This window comes from Paraburkholderia sediminicola, from assembly GCF_046026675.1.
In the GTDB taxonomy this organism is placed as follows: Bacteria; Pseudomonadota; Gammaproteobacteria; order Burkholderiales; family Burkholderiaceae; genus Paraburkholderia; species Paraburkholderia sediminicola_F.
Map to the genome: position 1 here is coordinate 1,223,993 of NZ_JAQQEY010000001.1, position 26,219 is coordinate 1,250,211.

At 58.9% G+C, this 26,219-nt stretch carries 18 protein-coding genes, 2 tRNA genes and 3 rRNA genes; 15 read left to right on the top strand and 8 right to left on the bottom strand.

Translation table 11 applies throughout. The annotated features are described in order from the left end of the window. The first annotated feature begins 47 nt into the window (after nt 1-47). Both yaaA and PQQ86_RS05370 read left to right on the top strand, forming a co-directional pair. On the top strand, nt 48-830 hold the full coding sequence (yaaA, locus tag PQQ86_RS05365; RefSeq protein WP_408265236.1) for a peroxide stress protein YaaA: 783 nt from the start codon (nt 48-50) through the stop codon (nt 828-830). A 34-nt stretch (nt 831-864) separates the two neighbouring features. Next, nucleotides 865-2,019 carry a M14 family metallopeptidase gene (locus tag PQQ86_RS05370; RefSeq protein ID WP_408265237.1) on the top strand — a complete coding sequence of 385 codons (1,155 nt, stop codon included), beginning with the start codon at nt 865-867 and terminating at the stop codon, nt 2,017-2,019. Nucleotides 2,020-2,133: 114 nt separating this feature from the next. Here PQQ86_RS05370 and PQQ86_RS05375 read toward each other — a convergent pair whose 3' ends face one another. The 4 genes from PQQ86_RS05375 to PQQ86_RS05390 all read right to left on the bottom strand — a co-directional run bounded on the left by PQQ86_RS05375 (nt 2,134) and on the right by PQQ86_RS05390 (nt 6,071). Next, a complete protein-coding gene (locus PQQ86_RS05375) occupies nt 2,134-2,811 on the bottom strand; it encodes a BspC domain-containing protein (RefSeq protein ID WP_408265238.1) in 678 nt (225 codons plus the stop codon). Between the two features lie 166 nt (nt 2,812-2,977). Continuing rightward, the gene (locus tag PQQ86_RS05380; protein WP_093639753.1) at nt 2,978-3,652 is read right to left on the bottom strand and encodes an energy-coupling factor ABC transporter permease; all 675 of its coding nucleotides are present in this window, start codon (nt 3,650-3,652) and stop codon (nt 2,978-2,980) included. Between the two features lie 112 nt (nt 3,653-3,764). Continuing rightward, on the bottom strand, nt 3,765-4,640 hold the full coding sequence (locus PQQ86_RS05385; RefSeq protein ID WP_408265240.1) for a response regulator transcription factor: 876 nt from the start codon (nt 4,638-4,640) through the stop codon (nt 3,765-3,767). A 216-nt stretch (nt 4,641-4,856) separates the two neighbouring features. Next, nucleotides 4,857-6,071, bottom strand: coding sequence for a DUF2863 family protein (locus PQQ86_RS05390; RefSeq protein WP_408265241.1), 1,215 nt, complete (start codon nt 6,069-6,071; stop codon nt 4,857-4,859). A gap of 271 nt (nt 6,072-6,342) precedes the next feature. Here PQQ86_RS05390 and PQQ86_RS05395 point away from each other — a divergent pair, with 271 nt between their 5' ends. The 9 genes from PQQ86_RS05395 (at nt 6,343) to PQQ86_RS05435 (ending at nt 19,957) form a co-directional block, all read left to right on the top strand. Then, entirely contained in the window at nt 6,343-7,458 is a 1,116-nt protein-coding gene (locus PQQ86_RS05395) for an AI-2E family transporter (protein ID WP_408265243.1), read from the top strand. Nucleotides 7,459-7,954: 496 nt separating this feature from the next. Then, a 16S ribosomal RNA gene (locus tag PQQ86_RS05400) occupies nt 7,955-9,485 on the top strand. Nucleotides 9,486-9,548: 63 nt separating this feature from the next. Continuing rightward, nucleotides 9,549-9,625, top strand: a tRNA-Ile gene (locus PQQ86_RS05405). A 78-nt stretch (nt 9,626-9,703) separates the two neighbouring features. Beyond that, nucleotides 9,704-9,779 (top strand) — tRNA-Ala (locus PQQ86_RS05410). A 342-nt stretch (nt 9,780-10,121) separates the two neighbouring features. Then, nucleotides 10,122-13,002, top strand: a 23S ribosomal RNA gene (locus PQQ86_RS05415). 208 nt (nt 13,003-13,210) lie between these two features. Then, a 5S ribosomal RNA gene (gene rrf / locus PQQ86_RS05420) occupies nt 13,211-13,323 on the top strand. The 16S, 23S and 5S rRNA genes sit together here with 2 tRNA genes alongside, the layout of an rRNA operon. Nucleotides 13,324-13,795: 472 nt before the next feature. After that, entirely contained in the window at nt 13,796-14,635 is an 840-nt protein-coding gene (gene imuA, locus PQQ86_RS05425) for a translesion DNA synthesis-associated protein ImuA (RefSeq protein ID WP_408265244.1), read from the top strand. After that, nucleotides 14,535-16,337: a Y-family DNA polymerase gene (locus tag PQQ86_RS05430; RefSeq protein WP_408265245.1), complete on the top strand. Its 1,803-nt coding sequence runs from the start codon at nt 14,535-14,537 to the stop codon at nt 16,335-16,337. Before imuA ends, PQQ86_RS05430 begins: the two co-directional genes overlap by 101 nt. A 5-nt stretch (nt 16,338-16,342) precedes the next feature. After that, nucleotides 16,343-19,957, top strand: coding sequence for an error-prone DNA polymerase (locus tag PQQ86_RS05435; protein ID WP_408265246.1), 3,615 nt, complete (start codon nt 16,343-16,345; stop codon nt 19,955-19,957). Here PQQ86_RS05435 and PQQ86_RS05440 read toward each other — a convergent pair. Together PQQ86_RS05440 and PQQ86_RS05445 are read right to left on the bottom strand one after the other, a co-directional pair. Then, the gene (locus PQQ86_RS05440; protein ID WP_408265247.1) at nt 19,951-20,883 is read right to left on the bottom strand and encodes a dTDP-4-dehydrorhamnose reductase family protein; all 933 of its coding nucleotides are present in this window, start codon (nt 20,881-20,883) and stop codon (nt 19,951-19,953) included. The two genes, PQQ86_RS05435 and PQQ86_RS05440, sit on opposite strands and share 7 nt — an antisense overlap. 13 nt (nt 20,884-20,896) lie before the next feature. After that, complete coding sequence (locus tag PQQ86_RS05445; RefSeq protein ID WP_200567737.1) at nt 20,897-21,115, bottom strand: heavy-metal-associated domain-containing protein; 219 nt, start codon at nt 21,113-21,115, stop codon at nt 20,897-20,899. A gap of 123 nt (nt 21,116-21,238) precedes the next feature. On the opposite strand from PQQ86_RS05445, the gene cueR reads away from it, so the two are divergent. The 4 genes from cueR to PQQ86_RS05465 all read left to right on the top strand — a co-directional run bounded on the left by cueR (nt 21,239) and on the right by PQQ86_RS05465 (nt 23,999). After that, nucleotides 21,239-21,661 carry a Cu(I)-responsive transcriptional regulator gene (cueR, locus tag PQQ86_RS05450; RefSeq protein WP_054042147.1) on the top strand — a complete coding sequence of 141 codons (423 nt, stop codon included), beginning with the start codon at nt 21,239-21,241 and terminating at the stop codon, nt 21,659-21,661. Between the two features lie 294 nt (nt 21,662-21,955). Beyond that, nucleotides 21,956-22,102: a DUF3563 family protein gene (locus PQQ86_RS05455; RefSeq protein ID WP_074284875.1), complete on the top strand. Its 147-nt coding sequence runs from the start codon at nt 21,956-21,958 to the stop codon at nt 22,100-22,102. A 229-nt stretch (nt 22,103-22,331) separates the two neighbouring features. After that, nucleotides 22,332-22,679: a hypothetical protein gene (locus PQQ86_RS05460; RefSeq protein ID WP_408265248.1), complete on the top strand. Its 348-nt coding sequence runs from the start codon at nt 22,332-22,334 to the stop codon at nt 22,677-22,679. A gap of 270 nt (nt 22,680-22,949) precedes the next feature. Continuing rightward, nucleotides 22,950-23,999: an ABC transporter substrate-binding protein gene (locus tag PQQ86_RS05465; RefSeq protein WP_408265249.1), complete on the top strand. Its 1,050-nt coding sequence runs from the start codon at nt 22,950-22,952 to the stop codon at nt 23,997-23,999. 84 nt (nt 24,000-24,083) lie between these two features. Here the strand turns inward: PQQ86_RS05465 and PQQ86_RS05470 are convergent, their stop codons facing one another. Then, a complete protein-coding gene (locus tag PQQ86_RS05470; RefSeq protein ID WP_097393569.1) occupies nt 24,084-24,929 on the bottom strand; it encodes a 23S rRNA (adenine(2030)-N(6))-methyltransferase RlmJ in 846 nt (281 codons plus the stop codon). Between the two features lie 212 nt (nt 24,930-25,141). After that, nucleotides 25,142-26,113 carry a potassium channel beta subunit family protein gene (locus PQQ86_RS05475; protein WP_171928110.1) on the bottom strand — a complete coding sequence of 324 codons (972 nt, stop codon included), beginning with the start codon at nt 26,111-26,113 and terminating at the stop codon, nt 25,142-25,144. Nucleotides 26,114-26,219: the final 106 nt, after the last annotated feature.

Below are 26,219 nucleotides of genomic sequence, written 5' to 3' on the forward strand. Positions count from 1 at the left end.
CTGGCTTTCGTCTTTCACCGCCAGGCACGGCGTGCCTGCAAGCCTCTATGATAATCGTTCTGTCGCCGGCGAAATCGCTCGACTACGAAACCCCTCCGCACGTCAAAAAGCACACGATCCCCGATTTCGTCGACGATGCGGCCGAATTGATCGGCGGATTGCGCCTTTTGTCGCCGCAGCAGATCGGTTCGTTGATGAGCATTTCCGACCAACTTGCGCACCTCAATTTCCAGCGTTACGCGGATTGGTCGCCCAGTTTCGGCACGCACAACGCCAAGCAGGCCGTGCTCGCGTTCAACGGCGATGTGTACGAAGGCTTCAATGCCAGAACGTTGTCGTCGGCCGATCTGGATTACGCGCAGAACCACGTGCGCGTGCTTTCCGGCCTGTACGGATTGCTGCGCCCACTCGATCTGCTGCAACCGTATCGCCTCGAAATGGGGACGCGCTTTGCCAATACGCGCGGCAAGGATCTGTACGCGTTCTGGGGTGAACGGATCACGCAGGCTTTGAATGCGCAATTGAAGAAGCGCGCTACCGCCTCGCGGGTGCTGGTCAACTGCGCGTCGGGTGAGTATTTCAAGTCGGTCAAGCCCAAGGTGCTCGAAGCACCGATCATCACGCCTGTGTTCGAGGATTGGAAGGGCGGCCGCTACAAGATCATCAGTTTCCATGCAAAGCGCGCGCGCGGTCTGATGGCGCGCTACGCGGTCGAAAACCGTCTCGACAAGCCCGAACAACTGAAGGCCTTCAACACCGAAGGCTATGCGTTCGACGCCGAAGCCTCAAACGATTCCACCTACGTATTCCGCCGCCGCATCGCTGACTGAGCGATTACCGCGCACACAAGCAGGGAAGAACATCATGACATTATCGATTACGAGCAACTTCGACGCGGGTGCGATCGAAGTGCTGGCCAGCGAAGACGCTGGCAATATCCGTTTGCGCGTGCGGCCCGACAGTCACGCCGAGTTCGCGCAGTGGTTTTATTTCCGGTTGTCCGGGGCGGCCGGCGAGCGCTGCGTAATGACCTTCGAAAATGCTGCGGCGTGCGCTTTTGCCGAAGGCTGGCGCGACTACCAGGCAGTAGCAAGCTATGACCGCGTGAACTGGTTCCGCGTGCCGACTTCCTACGACGGCCGCGTGTTGACGATCGACCACACGCCGGATTTCGACCGTATCTACTACGCGTATTTTGAGCCGTATAGCGAGGAACGTCACTCGGAGTTTCTTGGTGCGATCCAGCAGATGCCGCAGGCCACGCTTACGGAGTTGGGCAAGACCGTCGAAGACCGGCCGATGTCGCTGCTGACGCTTGGCACGCCGCAAACCGGCGACACGCCCAAGAAGAAGATCTGGCTGATCGCGCGTCAGCATCCTGGCGAGACGATGGCCGAATGGTTCATCGAAGGTCTCGTCAAGCGTCTCGCGGGCTGGGGTGATTGGGCGGGCGATCCGGTGGCGCGCAAGCTTTACGATCACGCGGTGTTCTACATCGTGCCGAACATGAATCCGGATGGCAGCGTGCACGGCAATCTGCGCACCAACGCGACGGGCGCGAACCTGAACCGCGAATGGATGGAGCCGGACGCCGCGCGCAGTCCCGAGGTGCTCGTGGTGCGTGATGCGATTCACGCGACCGGTTGTGACCTCTTTTTCGATATCCACGGCGATGAGGCGCTGCCGTACGTGTTCGTGGCCGGCTCCGAAATGCTGCCGGGTTTCACCGAGCGGCAGGGAGAGGAGCAGAAAGCGTTCATCGAAGCGTTGAAGCATGCGAGCCCGGATTTCCAGGACAAGTACGGCTACGCCGCGAGCAAGTATCGTGAGGACGCGCTTAAGCTGGCTTCGAAGTACATCGGCAACGAATTCGGCTGTCTGTCGTTGACGCTGGAGATGCCGTTCAAGGACAACGCCAATCTGCCGGACGAGCGGGTGGGTTGGAACGGCGAACGTAGCGCGTCGCTGGGCGCCGCCATGCTGCAGGCTATTTTGCGACACGTGGAAACGTTCGCCTAACCGGACGCTGCATAAAGAAACGGGGCACACACTCTGGAAGTGTGAGCCCCTTTTTTGTTGGGTGCGAGCTTGGCCTGTGGTGCGGGCCGCTGACGCGGCCTTCGCTCTTGTCCGCTATTGAGTCTTTTTCGCCGGGGACTTCTTCGCGGTCGATTTGCTCGAAGACTTACCCGAAGACTTGCTGGAAGTTGCTCGCGAAGATTTCCCCGAGCTTGCCTTCGAGGACTTGCCGGTCGCTTTCTTCGTAGTTTTACCACTGGCGGAGTGCTTGCCCTTCACACTCTTATGCTTGCCCGAGGATGCTCGCGACCCCGTTGACCCGGCGCTGTGCGCACGGGCCGGCGGTACCGGATCGTTCCAGCTGAACGCCAGCATCTGAGCGCCCACATAGCCGCAACGGAATTTGAGATCGGCTGGATCTCCGCCACCGCTCTGGCGGATACCGAGGCCCTCGACGGTAACGATGTTGTCCACCTTGACGCGCTGCTTGCCCTCGTCGAACGAATCGTTCCAGGGTGTGACCGCCGCATGCGCGCTGTCGAAGGAGCTGGGTGGAAATTCGACATGGTCGAAGGCGGTCGATGTACTCGCAACAAAATTGCCATGGGCAGCGCAGTCCGCGACTAGCGGGTCAGCATGCATGTCATTGACAAATTTGTTGACGAGATCGTTGTGCTGTTCGAGTTGATCGGCGTATGCGGGAGCAGAGCAAATGAGCGAGAGACTCGCTGCAAATGTTGCTAACCGGCCGACCAACCGCAGCAATCGGCGCGGTACGTTGGTGCGATCCATCTAGTTCGTTAGACGCTAAAAGACATGAGGCACGTAAGATGCCTCGCGAGAGGGATGAGTTCAATCCTGACACAAATATTTTGTCCTGTCGTGGTGCGTGGACTCAGGCGCTTTATGTGCCGGGATGGCAGATTGCCGTTGATACGTGCTCGATGCCGCGACCGTGTCAGGTGCGTGGGCCGCCCAATCGATATCGACGCACATCATAAGTGGTAACCCATGCCGGGCGGTAGACCGCGATCAATGCCGTCGACATGCCCGTGAACCAGGCTTCGCCAGTGGCGAGCAGAAGCACGCTGAACGCGTAGCCGACCGGCACCACAGTCATCGAACCGTCGGCGAGCGTGATGTGAACGCCGAGCGCCGCGGCCGCCGTAAGCGACACGGCAATGGCGGGTGAGACAAACCCCTGACCGAAGATGAACATGAAGAGGTTACGCGGCAGCCAGGCGATGCTGGCGCGCTGGATCAGGGTCGAGATACCGACAGGCAACGCACCGAACACGAGGAAAGTCAGTGCAATGCCCTGCCAGGGCGCGTCGAAGACGACAGCGGCGAGACCGGTGACGATCGCCATGGCGATCAGTGCAAGCGCCCAATCGAATAAAGTGACGACTAGCGTGGCGCCGAGCAGATGCATGACAGTACCGTCGTCGAGCCACGCGTTGCTTGCCCACAGCACGGACACCGCAACGATGATCGCGAGCCAGACATGCTGGAGTGTGCCGTCTTGAAGTCGTTTGAAAGGATTTTTCCACAGCGCGAGCGCGACCACTATCGCAGTGGCGATCCAGCCACCGACAGCGACCCAGAATGGAAGCGGTGTGTAGAGGAAACCCATGTATCTAATATTACTCGTTGGACGAGAAAAGGTGTGAGCGGATTCCATGCCAGCCGGCGCGAACGCTGCCAGAAAACGCGCGTTTCGATTCTGGCGCGCGCGCCGGCTGACGTTATGCCGAATCTTGCGTGACCTGTTCCGCCGTTGACCCGGCGGGCGCATCGCCGTATGGCGTGCTCGGTTCGGCCGCCATTGGCAGCGTGTCGGCCGTGTCGTTCGCGGGCAACGGATACTGGAAGCGCCGCAGTGCGCGGCGCCGCAATGGCACCACCCCGGCTTGCCCCATCACCGGACGAACCTGACCTTCGCCATCGTTGCGCAGTACTTGCAAATGAGCCGACAGCCAGCCGTTGTACAACGCGACCGCGGCGGCGCGGTTAGGCGCTCCGAGTTGCTGAAATATGCTGGTCAGATGGATCTTGACCGTGCCTTCGCTGATGCCGAGCGTGCGCGCGATCATTTTGTTGGTGCTGCCCATGTGGACGCAGCGCATGATCTGCTCCTGGCGGGGCGACAGGCCGTTGGAAAGTTTGGCCCGGCGCGGTGGTGGACTCTTTTCATCGAACGGCCGGATGGTGGCATCCGGCGGTAGCGGAGGATTGAGCGCCAACGCACCGGGCGGCACATAGTGACCGCCAAGCAGGACCATCTCGAAAGCGCGCACGATCAGGCACGGGTCGGTTTCGCGCGGAATCACGCCGAGCACACCTTCGTCCATGAGGTCCCGTACGGCAGTTGGAGAGACCTTGTCGGTCAACACTGCAATGCGCAGGTTCGGGTAGTGGCTGAGCAGATGACGGGTGTCGTCAACTGACATCCAGTCCTGCCAGTCGATCACGAGCAGGTCGGGCTGCAGACGCTTGAGCGTACGCTCAACCTGACGCCAATCCTGTGCTTCGTTGAAGCGCGCTAGCCGGTCGATTTGCCGCAGCAGTGCTTTGAGTCCATCGCGTCGTTCCGCGTCTGAGTTGAGTATTGAGAATCGCATGCCGTGTCTCCAGATGAATCGGGCGAGGTAGCGCGATGCGCGCGTGCCGGCGAAGGTGCCGGACGCATGGCGATGCACCACTGGCACTATGATGACAAATTCCCTTCGGTTTGACCCCCTGTCCAAAAGGCATAGGAGGAATGACATAAAAAAAGCCCCGCGCGCGGCGGGGCTTCCTGAAGTCGACGGCGGCGCAATGACGCCGTCGCCGGCGGGTCAGTGGAAATGCGGTTGCGCGGGCTCCGCGTCCTCCGGCATTTCCGCGTGGACGATTTCGCCGAGCGGGTCCGCATAAAGCGGCACGCCGCAGTCATCGCAATATTCCGGCTCGAAGCGGCCCGAGTGGCGGCGCACGTCTGTCACGCCGGTTTCCTTGAGCAATGCGACGATTTCTTCGAGCGGGTCGTCCGACGCAGCAGTCTCTTGCGGTTCTTCATCGATGCCGGGTTCGCCGTTCTCGCGGCCGTAAAGTGGCCATACGACGCCGTAGATCACATCATTGCTGCCCCGGCGCGTGAAGCCGACGCGGTATTCGTCGATACGGCGCTCGCCGAAGCCTGCGACAACCGCGCGCAATTCCTGTGGCGCCGCAGCGATTGTGTCGAACAGATAGCGCACGGCGGTACGGACGGTGTGAGGGCGCACCCGTTCGTCGGCGTCGCGGCAGGCCGAATAATAGGCATCCGGCAGCAGACACTCGAACTCACATCCGGGCAGCACCAGCGACAGATTGGCGCCGCCTTGCGTCGCCCATTGTTCGAGGCATTGACCACGCTCGATCCGGCTGCCGTTTTCTTCTTCCTGCCAGCGAAACGCCGGTTCGCCCACCGGCGCCGCGACCACAGCCAGCAGAAAGCGCGGGTCGGCCAGGATGGGTGAGGTTTCCGGCAGTTCGCCAAAATTGAGTTTGACGTTGCCACCCGCCATGGCTGCTTGAGCGAGTTGCTGGGCAATGCGCCAGGTTTCGACGTGGTGACGCGGCAGCTGGTCGATGCTGTACAGGAACGGCACCATGGCCACACGCGTATTGGCTGCGAGCACGTGCGCTTGCAGGTGCGCGCGCAGCGCGTCGGCTGCGTCCACTTTGAGCGGGCCGGAAGGAATCATGTAGCGAGTCCACGCCAGCACGGGCGCGGCGATCAGCAGCGCTTCATAAGGAGCGCCTTCATGGTCGACGATGAACGACTCGCTGTGCGTTTCCGCCATGTCGGCGAGTGCGCCGTAAGCATCGGGATGATTCTGCTGCAGATGGTCGAGTGCGGCGTCCAGCGTAGTCTGGTTGGCGTTACGGACGATCTTGGTCAGCAGCGCATCGAGCTTCGCTTCCCAGAAGCGGTCTTCGGTGCGGCTGCCCGACGCGAAAAGCGCGAGCGAGAGACCGACAAGCTTGTCGGCATCGGGGGGGAGACGTTTGGCGATTCGCGAGCGCATAAATCCGGAAATTGGGAGGCACAGAACCTTATATTCTAGTCTTTTCTATGCCGCCATATTATTTGGCTGGCTATGCCGGATGGATTGGGACGTTTCCACATTAAAAATAAGCCTGCTGCGGGAGGCGACAGATGCGTTGCGTGGCGTCCTGGCCGGATGATATAAGACATGCCCAGGGGCGTGACCCGCTCCTATACTGACCACCGTCGGTAGGCGCCTGGCAAGCGTATGTCTATTCGTCGCTGTGGTCTGGCACAACAGGAGATTCATAGTGAAATCGGACCAACTGATTGAACGTCTCGCCGCAGTGTTCGCGTTGATCATATTGGTAGGTGGCTCCCTGCTGGTGCTTGCGCCTTTTACGACCGCGCTTTTGTGGGGCGCCATTCTCAGTTATAGCTCGTGGGGCCTGTACCGGCGGCTCACTACGGCAGTCGGTGGGCGGCGAAAGCTCGCCGCGACGTTGATCGTGCTCATCATTCTGATTGTGGTGCTTGGCCCGTTCGTTTATGCGGGCTTTGCCTTTGGTGCGCACGTTCACGACATCGTCGCGTTGGTACAGAGGCTCTTCGAGGCCGGCTTGCCGGATTTGCCGCCGTGGGTTGGACGAATCCCGCTGGTTGGCTCGAACATCGAGACGTTCTGGGCGAATGTAACGAGCAGCAACTCTGAACTGATCGCGCAAATGCGTGCGCTTGCGGCGCCGGCCGGCAAGTGGATTCTGGCGGCAGCGATTGCAGTTACGCACGGTTTGGGTTTGTTGGCGCTGAGTATCGTGCTCGCGTTCTTCTTCTATACCGGAGGGGAGGGCGCGGCGGCCTGGCTGAGAGCGGGCATGCGCCGCATCGCCGGCGAACGTGCCGATTACTTGCTGGCGCTGGCGGGCAGCACGGTGAAGGGCGTGGTCTACGGGATTCTCGGCACGGCGCTTGTGCAAGGCATTCTTGCCGGCTTTGGTTGCTGGATTGCGGGAGTCCCGGCACCGGCGCTGCTTGGGCTGGCGACGTTCTTCCTGTCGGTGATACCGGGCGGCCCGGTGGTCGTCTGGTTGCCCGCGGCGATCTGGCTGTACCACGGCGGTGCAACTGGCTGGGCGATCTTTCTGGTTGTGTGGGGTGTGTTGGTCGTCGGCATGTCCGACAACGTCATCAAGCCGATCCTGATCGGCAAGAGTAGTGATATGCCACTGATCCTGGTGATGCTGGGTATCCTGGGCGGTGCGTTTGCTTTTGGCTTCCTGGGTGTATTCATCGGCCCGACGTTGTTGGCGGTTGCCTATACCGTGCTGCACGATTGGACTATCGGCGCCCCGGCAGCGGACGCTCTGGCGCCCGACGTGAAAGTGCCGCTTGTCGATGAGCACGGGCGCATAGAAAAGGCGCCTTGAAATAAATTCCAGATAACGCTTGCAAGGGGCGGTGCGGCTCGCTAGAATCTCGCTCTTTCGTGCTTCGGACACCGGGGCACGGGGAGCGGGAGAGCCAGCAGTGGCAAGGCTTTGCGCGAAGTGGGCGGGTTCAGGAAGTTGGAAAAACCTGTTGACGGCGTAGCGAAAGTTCTTCATAATCTCGTTTCTCTGCTGCTGATGCAGCGACGCAGAACGAAGCGGTGCCGGGTGGTTGGGGTTGATGCCTCGCGGTGCTGGTTCGGTGGTGAATGCGGACTCGATCTTTAAAAATTAACAGCCGATAAGTGTGGGCGCTTGATGCGCGACGCGAGCCGGACTCTTCGGGGTCTGGCGACAAGCGAAAGTATCAAGTCTCACACGAGTATTAAAGGAAGGTTTTCCTGTCGGGGTGGATTCACGCCGGCAGGAGGATCATTCGTCAGTACGTTGAGTGAGCGACCGGTCTCGGAAGAGACCGAAAAACAGTAACAGGTTTGAACTGAAGAGTTTGATCCTGGCTCAGATTGAACGCTGGCGGCATGCCTTACACATGCAAGTCGAACGGCAGCACGGGAGCAATCCTGGTGGCGAGTGGCGAACGGGTGAGTAATACATCGGAACGTGTCCTGTAGTGGGGGATAGCCCGGCGAAAGCCGGATTAATACCGCATACGCTCTACGGAGGAAAGGGGGGGATCTTAGGACCTCCCGCTACAGGGGCGGCCGATGGCAGATTAGCTAGTTGGTGGGGTAAAGGCCTACCAAGGCGACGATCTGTAGCTGGTCTGAGAGGACGACCAGCCACACTGGGACTGAGACACGGCCCAGACTCCTACGGGAGGCAGCAGTGGGGAATTTTGGACAATGGGGGAAACCCTGATCCAGCAATGCCGCGTGTGTGAAGAAGGCCTTCGGGTTGTAAAGCACTTTTGTCCGGAAAGAAAACCTCTGCCCTAATATGGTGGGGGGATGACGGTACCGGAAGAATAAGCACCGGCTAACTACGTGCCAGCAGCCGCGGTAATACGTAGGGTGCAAGCGTTAATCGGAATTACTGGGCGTAAAGCGTGCGCAGGCGGTCCGCTAAGACAGATGTGAAATCCCCGGGCTTAACCTGGGAACTGCATTTGTGACTGGCGGGCTAGAGTATGGCAGAGGGGGGTAGAATTCCACGTGTAGCAGTGAAATGCGTAGAGATGTGGAGGAATACCGATGGCGAAGGCAGCCCCCTGGGCCAATACTGACGCTCATGCACGAAAGCGTGGGGAGCAAACAGGATTAGATACCCTGGTAGTCCACGCCCTAAACGATGTCAACTAGTTGTTGGGGATTCATTTCCTTAGTAACGAAGCTAACGCGTGAAGTTGACCGCCTGGGGAGTACGGTCGCAAGATTAAAACTCAAAGGAATTGACGGGGACCCGCACAAGCGGTGGATGATGTGGATTAATTCGATGCAACGCGAAAAACCTTACCTACCCTTGACATGTATGGAACCTGGCTGAGAGGTCGGGGTGCCCGAAAGGGAGCCATAACACAGGTGCTGCATGGCTGTCGTCAGCTCGTGTCGTGAGATGTTGGGTTAAGTCCCGCAACGAGCGCAACCCTTGTCCCTAGTTGCTACGCAAGAGCACTCTAGGGAGACTGCCGGTGACAAACCGGAGGAAGGTGGGGATGACGTCAAGTCCTCATGGCCCTTATGGGTAGGGCTTCACACGTCATACAATGGTCGGAACAGAGGGTCGCCAACCCGCGAGGGGGAGCCAATCCCAGAAAACCGATCGTAGTCCGGATCGCACTCTGCAACTCGAGTGCGTGAAGCTGGAATCGCTAGTAATCGCGGATCAGCATGCCGCGGTGAATACGTTCCCGGGTCTTGTACACACCGCCCGTCACACCATGGGAGTGGGTTTTACCAGAAGTGGCTAGTCTAACCGCAAGGAGGACGGTCACCACGGTAGGATTCATGACTGGGGTGAAGTCGTAACAAGGTAGCCGTATCGGAAGGTGCGGCTGGATCACCTCCTTTCTCGAGCTAACGTGTCGAACGTTGAGCGCTCACGCTTATCGGCTGTGAACAGGACAGACTCAGGGGTCTGTAGCTCAGTTGGTTAGAGCACCGTCTTGATAAGGCGGGGGTCGATGGTTCGAATCCATCCAGACCCACCACTGTTTCTGCGGTGGCTGCGCTGATCACTGAACCCCCTGGGGCTATCAATATACGGATAGCAGTATCCGTGTATGACTGGGGGATTAGCTCAGCTGGGAGAGCACCTGCTTTGCAAGCAGGGGGTCGTCGGTTCGATCCCGTCATCCTCCACCAATCTTCAATGCCGGTTTTACTGCAGCGGCCCTGAAAGGGATTTGCGGTGTAGTGAAACAGGCATTGGCGATTGAGCCAGTCAGAGTGATACGCGGTTATAGCAACCGCGCTATCGGCTGTCGTTCTTTAACAATCAGGAAGAAGTAGTAAAGAGATTCACGAAAGGACATCTAGAGATGGGTGTGTGAGTAGGTGAATCAGGGTTGTGATTGTATCAATGTATGAAAAGGGGAATCGAAAGATTGCTCTTGGAATACGGCGCAACACGAATACTCAACCTGTAGCGACTGTGACGAAACACTTCATTCCCCGTGGATGCAGTGCGAGACACACCCGTTATAGGGTCAAGCGAACAAGTGCATGTGGTGGATGCCTTGGCGATCACAGGCGATGAAGGACGCGGTAGCCTGCGAAAAGCGGGGGGGAGCTGGCAAACGAGCTTTGATCCCCCGATGTCCGAATGGGGAAACCCACCTCTTTTGAGGTATCCGTAGCTGAATACATAGGCTACGTGAAGCGAACGCGGTGAACTGAAACATCTAAGTAACCGCAGGAAAAGAAATCAACCGAGATTCCCAGAGTAGTGGCGAGCGAAATGGGACCAGCCTGTACTCTTTATCTTCATTGTTAGTCGAAGGCTCTGGAAAGTGCCGCCATAGCAGGTGATAGCCCTGTAGACGAAAACAGCGAGGAAGAACTGGGTGTACGACAAGTAGGGCGGGACACGTGAAATCCTGTCTGAAGATGGGGGGACCATCCTCCAAGGCTAAATACTCGTGATCGACCGATAGTGAACCAGTACCGTGAGGGAAAGGCGAAAAGAACCCCGGGAGGGGAGTGAAATAGATCCTGAAACCGCATGCATACAAACAGTAGGAGCCTCCTTGTGGGGTGACTGCGTACCTTTTGTATAATGGGTCAGCGACTTACATTCAGTGGCAAGCTTAACCGATTAGGGCAGGCGTAGCGAAAGCGAGTCCGAACAGGGCGATTCAGTCGCTGGGTGTAGACCCGAAACCAGGTGATCTATCCATGGCCAGGATGAAGGTGCGGTAACACGTACTGGAGGTCCGAACCCACTAACGTTGAAAAGTTAGGGGATGAGCTGTGGATAGGGGTGAAAGGCTAAACAAACCTGGAAATAGCTGGTTCTCTCCGAAAACTATTTAGGTAGTGCCTCGTGTATCACCTTCGGGGGTAGAGCACTGTCATGGTTGTGGGGTCCATTGCGGATTACTACGCCATAGCAAACTCCGAATACCGAAGAGTGCAATCACGGGAGACAGACATCGGGTGCTAACGTCCGGTGTCAAGAGGGAAACAACCCAGACCGCCAGCTAAGGTCCCCAAATATTGCTAAGTGGGAAACGAAGTGGGAAGGCTAAAACAGTCAGGAGGTTGGCTTAGAAGCAGCCATCCTTTAAAGAAAGCGTAATAGCTCACTGATCGAGTCGTCCTGCGCGGAAGATGTAACGGGGCTAAGCAATATACCGAAGCTGCGGATGCACATTTATGTGCATGGTAGGAGAGCGTTCCGTAAGCCTGCGAAGGTGCATTGAAAAGTGCGCTGGAGGTATCGGAAGTGCGAATGCTGACATGAGTAGCGATAAAGGGGGTGAAAGGCCCCCTCGCCGTAAGCCCAAGGTTTCCTACGCAACGTTCATCGGCGTAGGGTGAGTCGGCCCCTAAGGCGAGGCAGAAATGCGTAGCTGATGGGAAGCAGGTTAATATTCCTGCACCATTGTTAAATGCGATGGGGGGACGGATCGCGGAAGGTTGTCCGGGTGTTGGAAGTCCCGGTCCTTGCATTGGAGAAGGCGCTTAGGCAAATCCGGGCGCGGAATTCAAGGGTGCGAGGCCATTCACTTCGGTGAAGAAGCAACTGGAAGTGGTTCCAAGAAAAGCCTCTAAGCTTCAGTTTAACAAGACCGTACCGCAAACCGACACAGGTGGGCGAGATGAGTATTCTAAGGCGCTTGAGAGAACTCGGGAGAAGGAACTCGGCAAATTGGTACCGTAACTTCGGGATAAGGTACGCCCCTGTAGCTTGATGCGCCTGCGCGCAAAGGGTGAAGGGGTTGCAATAAACTGGTGGCTGCGACTGTTTAATAAAAACACAGCACTCTGCAAACACGAAAGTGGACGTATAGGGTGTGACGCCTGCCCGGTGCCGGAAGATTAAATGATGGGGTGCAAGCTCTTGATTGAAGTCCCGGTAAACGGCGGCCGTAACTATAACGGTCCTAAGGTAGCGAAATTCCTTGTCGGGTAAGTTCCGACCTGCACGAATGGCGTAACGATGGCCACACTGTCTCCTCCCGAGACTCAGCGAAGTTGAAGTGTTTGTGATGATGCAATCTCCCCGCGGCTAGACGGAAAGACCCCATGAACCTTTACTGTAGCTTTGCATTGGACTTTGAACCGATCTGTGTAGGATAGGTGGGAGGCTATGAAGCGTGGACGCCAGTCTGCGTGGAGCCGCCCTTGAAATACCACCCTGGTTTGTTTGAGGTTCTAACCTTGGTCCGTTATCCGGACTGGGGACAGTGCATGGTAGGCAGTTTGACTGGGGCGGTCTCCTCCCAAAGTGTAACGGAGGAGTACGAAGGTACGCTAGGTACGGTCGGAAATCGTGCTGATAGTGCAATGGCATAAGCGTGCTTAACTGCGAGACCGACAAGTCGAGCAGGTGCGAAAGCAGGTCATAGTGATCCGGTGGTTCTGTATGGAAGGGCCATCGCTCAACGGATAAAAGGTACTCTGGGGATAACAGGCTGATACCGCCCAAGAGTTCATATCGACGGCGGTGTTTGGCACCTCGATGTCGGCTCATCTCATCCTGGGGCTGTAGCCGGTCCCAAGGGTATGGCTGTTCGCCATTTAAAGAGGTACGTGAGCTGGGTTTAAAACGTCGTGAGACAGTTTGGTCCCTATCTGCCGTGGGCGCTGGATATTTGAAGGGGGCTGCTCCTAGTACGAGAGGACCGGAGTGGACGAACCTCTGGTGTACCGGTTGTCACGCCAGTGGCATCGCCGGGTAGCTATGTTCGGAAGAGATAACCGCTGAAAGCATCTAAGCGGGAAACTCGCCTTAAGATGAGATATCCCCGGGGCTTCGAGCCCCTTGAAGGGTCGTTCAAGACCAGGACGTTGATAGGTCAGGTGTGGAAGCGCAGTAATGCGTTAAGCTAACTGATACTAATTGCCCGTAAGGCTTGATCCTATAACAGGTGTGTCTCGACCAGCGCTTACGCTGGTCCGATCCCCGAAGGGGATACGTGTGAACCCCCGGATGGGGGAGCAGAACACACAGGTTGAGATCGATGTTGTGCACGATACGCACAACCCAAAGTAATACCGAGAGGCATCCTCTCAGCTACTTCTTCCAGATTGGTTGTATTGCTCCACGAGCAGTACGGCAACAAGTCATGCCTGATGACCATAGCGAGTCGGTCCCACCCCTTCCCATCCCGAACAGGACCGTGAAACGACTCCACGCCGATGATAGTGCGGATTCCCGTGTGAAAGTAGGTAATCGTCAGGCTCCCCAGCAGCACCAGAAACCCCACCCCGCAACGGTGGGGTTTCTGCGTTTACCGGCGCAAAAAGCGGGCATCCGAAAACATCGCCACCGCAAGACTTTGACCGAAGCGCTCCGGGGCTGCCGGTGTCACTCCTTCCCGACCCGCAGTGCGTTCGCGTAACCCGTGAATTCTTGTCCATATCCGCGGCATGCATGCGTGGGCTCTCTGCTCTTCTCATCCCTCTCAGAGCACGTGAAATCAGGCCCTGTTTGCTTAGCGGCAGCGCCAAAAAAATAGCTCTCCCGTAGACGAAAAATCTGCAACAAAAACAGCTTCATCCCCTTTTCATTTTCTTCCTGCGCGTGCTTCGTCGCATCGTCTTGCCTTAACATCCGCCCCAAAATACTGTATAAATATACAGTGAAAACTCGTCGCCCCATGCGTGCCCGATGCCGGGCATGGTGGAGTATTCCCTATTGAACGAGCGTGTCTATGGCAGCAGCGATTCATCTGGCGACGACAGCGTTGTCGTCGCAATTGCGACGTCAGGTGTGGCAGGGCAATGAGCTTGCCGAGGCGCACTCGCGGGTGATTTCCAGCGGCTATGCTGCGCTGGATCAACTGCTGCCTGGACAGGGCTGGTCGGCCGGCGGCTTGACAGAGTTATTAATCGAGCACGAAGGAGTCGGCGAACTGCGCCTGCTGGCCCGCGCGCTTCGGCATCTTACGGCACAAGCCGAACGGCACGTCATGCTTGTGGCGCCTCCTTACCAGCCCTGTGCTTCAGCATTGAGGGCCTGGGGTATCGATGTCGAGCGCGTCTTATGGGTGCGCTCGAGTGAAGACCAGTCTTTGTGGGCCGCTACTCAGGCATTGAAGCAGAGTGGCATCGGCGCAGTGCTGGTATGGCTGCCGAATGCGCGCGCCGATAAGGTTCGGCGTCTGCAGGTGGCGGCTCAGGAGTCGGCATCGCTGGCATTTTTGATCAGGCCTGTCGAGGCAGCCACGCAATCTTCGCCGGCGCCATTACGAATGATCTGCGAGCCGCTCTTGCCGGCCAATGCGCAGACGATCAACCGTCGTCAATGGTTGCAGGAGATTGGTATTTCGATCGACATCTTCAAGCGCCGCGGGCCGCCGCTAGCGGAGCCTCTGCGTCTCATTTTGCCGTTACAAAGCGTCTTGTTGCCGGAAAGCGGAGTCGGTAGCAATCAAGGACGAGAGATCAAACATGTTGTGGATCGCAGTCACATTGCCACTCTTGTCGCTGGAAGCGGTGAAGCCTCTCGAACCGCTTCCGGATGGTTCGCCCGCGAAGCCGAACCGGTGTGAGGCCGGAGAGAGAAGCCAACCTCCGGGTGCCGACAGCGTCACCGATGCGCGCTGCTATGCGCTGGCCGATCACGCGCACATCCTGATGCCGGATTTCGACGCATTGCGTGCTGGGGTGCATGCGGGTCAGTCGCGCTCGTACGCATTGGCTTTGGCGCCTGGTCTCAAGATGCTTGCTGCAGACACAGCCCGCGAAACTCAGGCGTTCGAAGCAATGGCGCTCGCTTTGCTGACGTACACACCGAAGGTGTCGCTCGGGCACGCGCACACCTTGTTGCTGGAAGTCGGCTCCGGCTTGCGGTTGTTTGGTGGCTTGCGCGTGTTGTTGTCGCGGGTGTCCGCGACGGTGGCTGAATTCGGCTATACGGCGCGCATCGCGTGTGCACCGACGGCTTGGGGCGCGTGGTTGTTGGCTCAGGCGCACGCCGATCGGCAGGGGCATCGTTGGCATGTGATAAAGGAAACGTCGCTTGCTCGGGTCCTCGACCGCTTATCCGTGTTGTTGTTGCCGGTTTCGCAGGCGAATCGCGATGCGTTTACGCATGTCGGTTGCATGACGCTGGCCGATTTGCGGCAATTGCCAAGGTCGGGTGTCGTGAGGCGTTTCGGCAGCGGCATTCTGGATCTGCTGGCGCAGGCGTATGGCGCGCGCCCGGATCCGCGCGAATCGTTCCGCGCGCCAGCATCGTTTCATGCTCAGTTGGAGTTGCCGTCGCGGGTCGATAATGCCGATGCATTACTGTTCGCCGCGCGTCGGCTGATTGTGCAACTGGCCGGATGGTTGAGCGCGCATCATGCTGCGCTCAGTAGTTATACGTTGTTGCTCGAACATGAGTTGGCATCCCGTCATGCGCCGAAGACGTCGAGTCTGAAGGTCGCTTGGGCCATACCGTCGCGCGATGCCGAGCATCTGATCTGGCTGTTGCGTGAGAAGTTGAATCAGACGGTTCTGGTGGCGCCCGTGATCGAGTTGAAGCTGGTCGCGGATCAGATCGGTGAGTATGCAGGGCGGTCGGACACTTTGTTTCCAATGCCCGAATCAGACGGCGATTCGATTGCACGTCTGCTCGAACGCTTGAGCGCGCGTTTGGGGCCGGAGAACGTGTTGCAGATGTCGGTGCAGGCCGATCATCGGCCCGAGCGGGCAATGCGCGTCGAGGCCTACCAGGCGCAAGCGTTTTCGCGCAAGAAGCGTTCGTCTGCGAAAACTAAGACAAAAATCAAAGCGGATAAAACCTGGCTGACCGATGAGTTGCAGCACGCTGCATTAGAGAGCATGCGCGCAGACGACGATGCGGCGAGACAAGCAGAACAAGCAGAACAGGCAGAACGCACAGCACACCCAGAGCACCTATCCCGGCAGCCCGAAAAAGCGAGTGACGCTAAAAGCAGCCGCCTATTCGTAACACAACCGACCAATGCTCACGCCTCACTCGATCTGCCCGACAGTGCATTGCCATCGCAGCCTCGCCCCGTCTGGATGCTCGACAAACCGCTGCGCCTGATGATGCGCGACCAGCGGCCGATCTATCGTCGGCCACTGAAAATGCTCACGCGTACCGAACGGATTGAAGCAGGGTGGTGGGACGGTAATCTCGTCGAGCGGGATTACTACGTTGCGGCAGATGATCGTGGCCATATGTTCTGGGTGTACCGAGAACGTCTTGGTGGCGAGTGGTATCTGCAGGGTTTATTCGGCTGAGCATCATGGAGAATTTCCGGCCCTCATTCTTGTTAGAGCAGGCGCTTGCGGCCCAATTGCCGCCGTATGCGGAGTTACATTGCCTGACTAATTTCTCGTTTCTGCGCGGCGCTTCGCACCCGCATGAACTGGTCGAACAGGCGATGTCGTGCGGTTATAGCGCACTCGCGATCACCGATGAATGCTCACTGGCGGGCGTCGTACGCGCACACACGGCAGTGAGAGAAATCAGGCAGGAGCGGGACCGCCAACAGAAGGGGCGCGAAGACAAGGCGAAAGCCGCGCAGGCAGGAACGTCTTTAGAAGAAACAGTAGAGCCGGCGGCCGCGAAGCCAGCGTGCACCCAACAAGAACCCACCCAACAAGAACCCGCAGAGCCAGAAACCCCTGACCAGGAGACGCTAAAACCAATCCCTCACCTCATCATCGGCAGCGAACTCAATCTGACCGACGATGCAGGCGAACCGTTTTGCACATTGGTTGCGCTCGCAACCAATCGCAATGGCTATGGCAATCTTTCCGAACTGATCACGCTGGCCCGTTCGCGTGCGGACAAAGGCAGCTATCGCCTCAGTCCATCGGACTTCACCGACTCGCTACCGCATCTCGAGCATCTCAAAGCCTTGCCCGATTGCGTCCTGATCCTCGTGCCGCAGCGCACAGCGACGCTCTCGCACACATTGCGTTGTGCGCACTGGCTGGCATCGTTCGCGCCGCAACGCTCATGGATCGCACTCGAACTCTGGCAAACCGGCAGCGACGATCTTCAGATCGACGCATTGCGAATGATTTCAAAAGCGAGTGGTTTGCCTTTGGTAGCAGCAGGAGGCGTCCTGATGCATGTGCGATCGCGCAAGCCGTTGCAGGACACCCTGACCGCGATTGGCCTCGTCACACCGCTATCGGCGTGTGGTCACGCGCTCGAGGCCAATGCCGAACGGCATATGCGCACTCGCGTGCGGCTCGGCAAACTGTATCCACGCGACACGCTCGAAGAAACGCTGCGTATAGCCGCCCTGTGTCGCTTCTCGCTCGACGAACTCAAGTACGAGTATCCGGAAGAACTGGTGCCCGCCGGTGAGTCACCATCAAGCTATCTGCGCAAACTGGTCATGGCCGGCGCGATGGAGCGCTGGCCGAAAGGGATGGATCTCAAACGAATTGATCAGATCGAAAAAGAGCTGAAACTGATCGCCGACCTGAAATACGAGAAGTACTTCCTGACGGTACAGGATATCGTGAGCTTCGCGCGCTCCAGAAACATACTGTGCCAAGGCCGCGGTTCGGCGGCCAATTCGATTGTATGTTACTGCTTGCATGTGACGGAAATTGATCCGGTGCAGATGAACATGCTGATCGAACGGTTCATCTCGCGCGCGCGTAACGAACCACCTGATATTGACATCGATTTCGAACATCAGCGTCGGGAAGAGGTGATTCAATATATCTATGGGAAGTACGGCCGTCATCGTGCTGCGCTCACTGCAACGCTGATCACCTATCACGCACGCAGTGCGCTGAAGGACGTCGGCAAGGCGTTGGGGCTCGAAGCGTCGTTGATCGAGCGGATCAGTAAATCGCAGCAGTGGTGGGACGGCACGGATGCGGTCGCCAAATATCTGGCCGAAGCGGGCTTCGCTGCCAACTCGCATATCACACGGAATCTGATTCGCCTCACCAAAGAGTTGCGCAACTTTCCGCGCCATCTGTCGCAGCATGTCGGCGGCTTTGTGATCGCGAAAGACAAGTTGTCACGGCTCGTGCCGATTGAGAACGCGACGATGAAAGACCGCAGCGTAATCGAGTGGGATAAGGACGACATCGATGCGCTCGATCTATTGAAAGTCGACGTGCTGGCACTCGGCATGTTGTCGGCTATCCGGCGCGCGCTGGAATTCGTCGCATTGCGGCGCGGTTTGCCAAAATTCAGGATGCAGGATATTCCGCGCGAGGATCGGGCCGTCTACGAAATGTGCGGTCATGCCGATACGATCGGCGTATTCCAGATCGAATCGCGTGCGCAGCAAAGCATGTTGCCGCGACTGAAGCCGACCGAATACTACGATCTCGTGATCGAAGTCGCGATCGTGCGGCCCGGGCCGATCCAGGGCGGCATGGTGCATCCGTATCTGCGCCGCAAGCAGGGTCTGGAGGTGGTGGACTACGCGAAGGATGAGTTGCGCCCCGTGCTCAAGCGCACGCTTGGCGTGCCGATTTTCCAGGAGCAGGTGATGCACCTCGCGATGGTTGCGGCGAAATACACCGGTGAGCAGGCCGATCAGTTGCGGCGCGCGATGGCCGCATGGCGGCGCACCGGCAATCTGGCGAAGTATCAGCAGGATCTGACCGACCGCATGTCGGCGCGCGGCTACGAAAAAGCGTTTATCGAGCGCATCTGCAAACAGATCGAAGGTTTCGGTGAATATGGTTTTCCTGAAAGCCACGCGGCAAGCTTCGCCTTGCTCGTCTATCTCAGCGCGTGGCTGAAACGTTATGAACCGGCCGCTTTTCTGGCGGGGTTGCTGAACAGCCAGCCGTTGGGGTTTTATTCGCCGTCGCAACTCGTGCAGGATGCCAGGCGTCACGGCGTCCAGGTATTGCCGCCCGACGTGACCTTGAGCGATTGGGAGTCGACCTTCGAACGACGCGACCATGAAGGGCAGCGGATTTCATCGAGCGAGACCTGTTTGCGTCGTCAGCAGGGCGCATTGTCCGCACAGCAATTCCGTGATCTGTCGTTGCGGCGCTTCACATTGGCCCAGACGATCCGGCGTGCGGCAAAACAGCTGACCGCCCGCGTATTTCAATCGTCGAAAACCTATGGTGCACGCGGTCCGGCAGTACGCATCGGCATGCATCTGATCAAAGGTCTTTCACAGGTAGCTGCCGAACGCATCATGGCGGCTCGCAGCGACGCGCAGTTTACCGACGTCGATGATCTGGCGCGTCGCGCGGCATTGACGCGGCGCGATCTCGAAGCGCTCGCTGCGGCGAACGCGCTGGTCAGCATTGCGGGTCATCGGCGCGAAGCGTGGTGGCAGGTGACCGCGCAGCACACGGTGCCCAAACTGCTGCGCGATGCGCCGATCGCCGAAGCGCCGCTGGCATTGCCACAGGCAGCCGAAAGTCGCGAGATCGTCGACGACTACGCGAGCATCGGCCTCACGCTCAATCGTCATCCGCTCGCGCTATTGCGCGAGCGTCTTGCCAGGCAGCGTTTTCGCACGGCGGCAGAACTTGCCGCGTGCGGGCACGGCACGCTGGCGCGCGCCTGCGGCATCGTCACAGTGCGGCAGCGGCCGGGCACCGCAAACGGCACCGTGTTCGTTTCCATCGAAGACGAAACCGGTTCGATCAATGTGATCGTCTGGCCAGCGCTGGTGGAAAAACAGCGCAAGGTGCTGCTGGGTTCATCGTTGCTGGCGGTGTATGGCGTCTTGCAGCGTGACGATGGCGTTTCTACCGGCGGTGACAGCGCCGGCAATGTAGTGAACGTAAATAAAGCGGGCAACGCGAAACGGAAACAGAAGGGCGAGGTGATCCATCTCGTCGCGCATCGTCTCGAGGATCACAGCGACTGGCTCGGCGAACTGGCCACGGCGAGCCGCGATTTTCATTGAGGCTGATCTGCCGCCGTCTCGCCCCGCCATGGAAATGCGGCCAGCACTTGCCGGATCGCAACGTCGAACGGCGTGCGACGGCCAATGCCGAGCGCCTCGAGCCGGTCCGACGCCAGGTGGCAGTTATGTGGACGCGGCGTCGCGTCGGTGGGCGTATGTTGTGGCGTCAGTTGCGCATCGAGTTGCAGCGCTTCGGCCAACCGCACGGCGATTTCATACTTGTTCATCGGCTCATCCCCCGACCATTGCACGATGCCGCCGATCGCATCGCCACGCGCATGCCGTTCGAGCATCTGCCGGATGACGAACGCGACGTCCGGCGTAAAGGTCGGATAGCGAATCGCCCATGCGTCCATGACGGCGGCGTTGCCCTCGCGTGAAGCCGACGCTGCAATCGACGGCACGAGACTCGTCACCGCCGATTCTGCCCAATCGACGATCGGCCCATAGAGCAGCGGCAAACGCAGCACGCAGCCGAGATCGGTGGATTCCGTCAGCGCATGCTCACCTTCGAGTTTGCTGCGCCCATAGGCATTGAGTGGCGCGGGCGCGGAATCGTACTGATAGGGCGGGTGGGTGCCGTCGAACACGTAATCGGTTGAGATCGAGAGCGCCCATGCGCCGCGTCGCTTTGCCGCTGCGGCCAGGGTGCGCACCGCATCGACGTTCAAAGCACGGGCGAGCTGAGGATCGTGCTCACACACATCCGGCCGACGCTCCGCCGCGGCAATCACGAGCGCGTCCGGTGCTTCGCGCTCGACAAATTGCTCGACCGCTAGCGCATCGCGAATATCCAGCGTGACCGTGTTCGGCCTCGGCCGGCTGAACGCCGTGGCGACAACTTGCCAACTGGCCTGCTGTGCCAGTTCGTCGACGATAGATCGGCCGAGCAGTCCGGAAGCACCAATGACGGCAACTTTGAACATGACGGTCGCTCGCTTAGCGGGCTGGTCCGCTGGTCACGCCGGTCACCGTGTAACCGGCCTCGTCGATTGCGGCTTTGAGCGTGTCAACCGGTTGTGCCGATTCGACCGCCACGCGGCCGGATGCCAGATCGACCTGGACCTGCGCGGCGCCATCGTGTTCACGGATCGCGTTCGTGACCGCAGCCACGCAATGCTGGCAGCTCATGCCTTCTACCTGGAATTCGATCGTCATCGGGATTGCCTTGAAAAAATGAATATTGCGATGCTTGAATTATGCCTGCCGATGCGCAATTGAGTGGCTGACCTTCCTACTATGGGAAGGTGTACGATCGACGCACACACTGGGGAAACAGTCATGAACATCGGTGAAGCGGCCCGCGCGTCGGGCGTCACGGCGAAGATGATTCGCTACTACGAAAGCGTGGGCCTGCTGGCGGCGAAGGCGCGCACGAGCGCCGGCTATCGCGTTTACGGGCCGCAAGAGGTTCATTCGCTGCGTTTTATCCGGCAGGCGCGCCGTCTTGGTTTTCTGGTCGAAGACATTCGCCGCCTGCTGGCGCTGTGGCACGACCGGTCGCGCGCCAGCGCCGAAGTGAAGGCGATTGCGTTGGAGCACGTTGCGGAGCTCGATCGCCGTATCAACGAACTGACCGACATGCGCGACACACTGGCGCATCTGGCCGATCATTGCCACGGCGACGAACGCCCGGATTGCCCGATTATCGAGCGGCTCGCCGATACCGATCTGGTGTCGGGGAAGGGTTGTCATCCGATTTGAAAGCGCGGAGTGCAACCCGTCGAAGACGTTAGCGCAACCGGGCGTCAAAAAGCACCTAAATGGTGCAAATTAATGTGGGGCTGTATCATACGCTGCAAAAAAGTCGTCTTGAATTTAGATAAATCAACGACTTAGGCGCACCACGGGCGTGCACCATTCCAAAACGGAATGCACGTCATGCGGGCATTTCACTAGCAAGGTTGCACCATAGGGCTATAATCCGGGTTAACCCTTTTACGGGAAATCCCTGATGCAAAACTCACCGGGGATTCAATCTGATCCTTGGAGAACATCATGTTTGCATACGTACTTGAAAAGCTGAGCACCTGGTTTGAAACTGCAGAACGCAGCCGTCGTGAAGCCTATCTGGCATCGTCGTCGGATATCGTTCAGCTCGAACAGCGCATCCGCTCGCTCGAAACTAACGGCTACTCGCTGTAAGTTTCAACTGCATCAAGTTTGACCCGGCAGCGCTCGTGCGCGGCCATTGCAGTAAAGCGTTGAGCCCCGTATAGACGGGGCTTTGTCACATCTGGAGCGCGAGAATTCCACAGCAACTGGCGTTTCATAGCGACTCATGGCCAATAACGACTAGCCTGAAGGGTGCTGCCGCGGTAAGGTAAAGCGTTTTCTGCGCAATCCGGCATTCTCAAACTCAACCGGTCCGTCCATGCGTCCTGTCCGCTTGCTCAAATCTGTCCTGGCCATGACCGCCGCAGCCTCGCTGGCAACGGTTTTTGCCGTATCGGCGACGTTCGCCGCGTCGAGCAGTACTGCCCGCAAGCCGGTGATACTCGACTCGCAGAGCGGCATCAGCGACGGCCAGAGCGGCACCGTGCTGCAGACCGCGCCGCTCTCGCGGCAGCCGATCGTAGAGGCGCAGCCTATCGCAACGCCCACGGAGCTGGCGCCGAATTCGTCGATACCGTTCGTTGTCGCGCCTTATATCCCGGTGCCTGTTGGTGGCGGTACGCCGTCGAAACAACCGCAGCCTCGTTCTGTACCTCGCGCGCAATAAGCCGCAATAAGCGCCTCCGCCGCGCTATCTCCTGGTAGTTCTTTTCCATCCGTTGACGCTTCGAGCGGCGGGTCCTCTGCGGTGCTGTCGCATGTGCACGAGTGTCTTCAGCTAACGCACGAGACACTGCATACGCCATTCGGGTTTCGATGCATGGCGTGCGCGACACTGTCCGACGACAATCGTTGCGCGCTCTCTCGTCAACGATGTGCATCATGCATCGTGCGCAGCGCCATCGCATCGAATGAAAACAGAACAAGGAGACATCACATGCCTACCCACTGGATACGGCGTGCCGCCGGCACCTGCGCCACGCTGCTTGCGCTGATCGTACCCGCGACGCTGCCCGGCGTCGCGCTTGCCAAAGACACACCGGAAAAGCCCACATTAACGATGGCCGTCGGCGGTTTGCCGGGCCTTTACTATTTGCCGGTACTCGCAGCCCAGCAGTTGGGCTATTTCAAGGACGAAGGGCTCGACGTCACGCTCGAAGATTTCGCGGGCGGCTCGAAGGCGTTGGAAGCGGTCGTGGGGGGGAGTGCCGACGTGGGAGCCGGCGCATTCGAGCACACCCTGTTCATGCAGGCAAAGGGACAACACTACCGGGCGTTTGTGCTGATGGGCCGCGCACCGCAGATCGTTGTCGCGGTGCTGAAGTCGAAGGCGGATCAGATCAAGACATTGGCGGACTTCAAGGGGGCCAAAGTCGGCGTGAGCGCGCCGGGTTCGTCGACGGATCTGGTGCTCACCGTGGCTTTGCGCAAGGCAGGCGTGCAGCGCAACGAGATTTCGGCGATCGGCGTCGGCAGTGGCGCCACGGTACTGGCCGCGGTGAGCGGCGGTCAGCTCGACGCGCTGTCCAATGTAGATCCGATGATGACCAAGCTGGCTCGTAGCGGCGCGATCAAAGTGCTGGTCGATACACGTACTGTGCAGGGCACGCAGGAGGTATTCGGTGGGACGATGCCGGCGGCGACGCTCTACGCATCGGAGACATTCATCCAGAAGTATCCGAAGACGACACAGGCGCTCGCCAATGCGATCGTGCGCGCGGACCACTGGTTGCAGACCGCGAGCGACGCCGACTTGCTGAAGATGGTGCCGCCGGCCTATTTGCTCAACGATTCGGCACTCTACGTGGAGGCCTTCCACAACGTGCGTGACGCGTATTCGCCGGATGGCTTGATGCCCGCGGATGGTCCGGCGACCTCATTGCGTGCCTTGTCGTCGTTTGATAACCGCCTCGATCCGAAAAAGATCGATCTGAACGCGACCTATACCAATGACTTCGCCCGCAAGGCAGCGGCGCAACTCAAGTAAGCGGACTGGTGGCGGGATGATTTACCCGGGCGCGCACGTGTCATGCCGCTGGCCAAGGCGCCCATGTGCGGCCCGGGGCGCTGTTCAATCGCCGCGATATTCGACCTTGAACTGCGCGGCCTTGTCTTCGCCGAGCGCCTCGACCAGCCAGGGCATCTGGTCTTTCAGCGTTTTTGCCAACGTATACGGCGGATTCAGGATGAACATGCCACTGCCGAACAACCCGAAGCCGTCGGTCGGCGGATTGCTGACGGTCAGGCTCACATGCAGCCAGTTGCGCTCCTGCAGCTTCTTCAACTGATCGGGGAAGCGCTGCGATTCAAGGCGTCTTACCTGCGGATACCAGACCGCGTAGGTGCCGGTCGGAAAGCGCTTCAGGCTTTCTTCGACGCAGCGCAGCGTGCGCGTGTAGTCGCGCTTGTCCTCATACGACGGATCGAGCAGCACCAGTGCGCGGCGCGGCGCCGGCGGCAGCAACGCGAGGATGCCTTCGAAGCCGTCGCCCGCATAAAGCATTGCGCGCCGGCCTGCGTCGCGGAAGTTATGGCGCAGCACGTCGATTTCAGTGGTGTGCAGTTCGAACAGGCGCATGCGGTCCTGCTCGCGCATTTGCCGCCACGCGATATACGGCGAGCCCGGGTAGAAGCGCAACTGGCCGTCCGGATTCAGCGCGCTCACTTCGTCGACGTACTCTGCGAAGACCGACGGCAGGTCGTTACGCTCCCATAGTTTGGCGATGCCGGTCTGGAACTCGCCGGTTTTCGTCGCGTAGCCTTCCTTCAGCGAATAGACGCCGGCGCCCGCGTGCGTGTCGATATACCAGTAGGCTTTGTCCTTCTGGCCGAGGTAGCGCAGTAGCTGCAACACGACGGCGTGTTTCAGAACGTCGGCGTGATTGCCTGCATGAAAGGCGTGGCGGTAGCTGAGCATGATGAGGAGACACTGAAAGAGGGCGTGCCGGTCCACGGCGGATTCGGCGCTGCGAGTGCAATGCGGCAGCACAACTGAAGTGCAGCGCGGTCGCGTATTGTACGCGACGCCGCGCCGCGCTCCGCAGTGCGTTGCGCGCGACACAGCCCCGATGGTGCGCGGGCCATGCTCCGCGGACCGGACCGATCGGGGCTGGACTGGTCCGCGGCCGATCAGTCGTAGGCGTCGCCGATGACCGCTTCGATCCGCTCTTTGATCTCCGGCGTGATCCGTTCCGCCACCTCGGCGGATTTCATGTTCTCACCGATCTGTTCGACACGCGACGCGCCGGTGATCACGGTGCTCACATTCGGATTCTTCAGAATCCATGCAATCGCCAACTGGCCGATCGTGCAACCCAGCTCGTCGGCCACTTCGCCCAGCTTGCCGACCACGTTGTTTTTGCCGGCGTCGGTGACCTGCTTGCGCAGCCAGTCGTAGCCTTGCAGTTGCGCGCGGCTATCGGCAGGCACGCCGTCGCGGTACTTGCCGGTGAGCAGGCCGGACGCGAGCGGGCTCCACGTGGTCAGCCCAAGGCCGATATCCTCGTAAAGCCGTTTGTATTCCTGCTCGACGCGCTTGCGGTGGAACAGGTTGTACTGCGGCTGCTCCATGACCGGTTTGTGCAGGTGATGCCGTTCAGCAATCTCGTAAGCGGCGCGGATTTCGTCGGCGCTCCATTCAGACGTGCCCCAGTACAGGGCTTTGCCGCGCGTGATCATGTCACTCATGGCCCAGACGGTTTCTTCGACCGGCGTGTTTGGGTCAGGACGATGACAGAACACCAGATCGACGTAATCGAGTTGCAGGCGTTTGAGCGACGTGTCGATGGCGTTCAGCAAATATTTGCGGTTCAGCGTGTGGTACTGGTTCGGCGCTTCGTTGAGGCCCCAGAAAAATTTCGTCGATACCACATAGCTCACACGCGGCCATGCCAGTTCCTTGAGCGCCTGACCCATGATTTCTTCGGATTGGCCGGCGGCGTACACCTCGGCATTGTCGAAGAAGTTGACTCCCGCATCGCGCGCGGCTGCGAGCGACTCGCGCGCTGCACGATGATCCACCTGATTGCCGTAGGTGACCCATGAGCCGATGGACAGTTCACTGACTTGCAGGCCCGAACGGCCTAGACGTCGATAATTCATGCATTCCTCCTTGGTAGTGATGCCGCCGGAATCCCGCTGAAACGTCCAGTTTAAAGAGATAAAGCGCGATGTGCAGTTTACGGATGCAGTTCACACGGTTCATGCA

Excerpts from the sequence above, each read along its gene's own strand:
- PQQ86_RS05475 (WP_171928110.1), bottom strand. The coding sequence starts at position 26,113 with ATGAATTATCGACGTCTAGGCCGTTCGGGCCTGCAAGTCAGTGAACTG.
- PQQ86_RS05455 (WP_074284875.1), top strand. The coding sequence starts at position 21,956 with ATGTTTGCATACGTACTTGAAAAGCTGAGCACCTGGTTTGAAACTGCA.
- PQQ86_RS05435 (WP_408265246.1), top strand. The coding sequence starts at position 16,343 with ATGGAGAATTTCCGGCCCTCATTCTTGTTAGAGCAGGCGCTTGCGGCC.
- PQQ86_RS05375 (WP_408265238.1), bottom strand. The coding sequence starts at position 2,811 with ATGGATCGCACCAACGTACCGCGCCGATTGCTGCGGTTGGTCGGCCGG.
- yaaA (WP_408265236.1), top strand. The coding sequence starts at position 48 with ATGATAATCGTTCTGTCGCCGGCGAAATCGCTCGACTACGAAACCCCT.
- imuA (WP_408265244.1), top strand. The coding sequence starts at position 13,796 with ATGGCAGCAGCGATTCATCTGGCGACGACAGCGTTGTCGTCGCAATTG.
- cueR (WP_054042147.1), top strand. The coding sequence starts at position 21,239 with ATGAACATCGGTGAAGCGGCCCGCGCGTCGGGCGTCACGGCGAAGATG.
- PQQ86_RS05460 (WP_408265248.1), top strand. The coding sequence starts at position 22,332 with ATGCGTCCTGTCCGCTTGCTCAAATCTGTCCTGGCCATGACCGCCGCA.
- PQQ86_RS05430 (WP_408265245.1), top strand. The coding sequence starts at position 14,535 with ATGTTGTGGATCGCAGTCACATTGCCACTCTTGTCGCTGGAAGCGGTG.
- PQQ86_RS05385 (WP_408265240.1), bottom strand. The coding sequence starts at position 4,640 with ATGCGATTCTCAATACTCAACTCAGACGCGGAACGACGCGATGGACTC.
- PQQ86_RS05390 (WP_408265241.1), bottom strand. The coding sequence starts at position 6,071 with ATGCGCTCGCGAATCGCCAAACGTCTCCCCCCCGATGCCGACAAGCTT.
- PQQ86_RS05380 (WP_093639753.1), bottom strand. The coding sequence starts at position 3,652 with ATGGGTTTCCTCTACACACCGCTTCCATTCTGGGTCGCTGTCGGTGGC.
- PQQ86_RS05445 (WP_200567737.1), bottom strand. The coding sequence starts at position 21,115 with ATGACGATCGAATTCCAGGTAGAAGGCATGAGCTGCCAGCATTGCGTG.
- PQQ86_RS05470 (WP_097393569.1), bottom strand. The coding sequence starts at position 24,929 with ATGCTCAGCTACCGCCACGCCTTTCATGCAGGCAATCACGCCGACGTT.
- PQQ86_RS05440 (WP_408265247.1), bottom strand. The coding sequence starts at position 20,883 with ATGTTCAAAGTTGCCGTCATTGGTGCTTCCGGACTGCTCGGCCGATCT.
- PQQ86_RS05465 (WP_408265249.1), top strand. The coding sequence starts at position 22,950 with ATGCCTACCCACTGGATACGGCGTGCCGCCGGCACCTGCGCCACGCTG.
- PQQ86_RS05370 (WP_408265237.1), top strand. The coding sequence starts at position 865 with ATGACATTATCGATTACGAGCAACTTCGACGCGGGTGCGATCGAAGTG.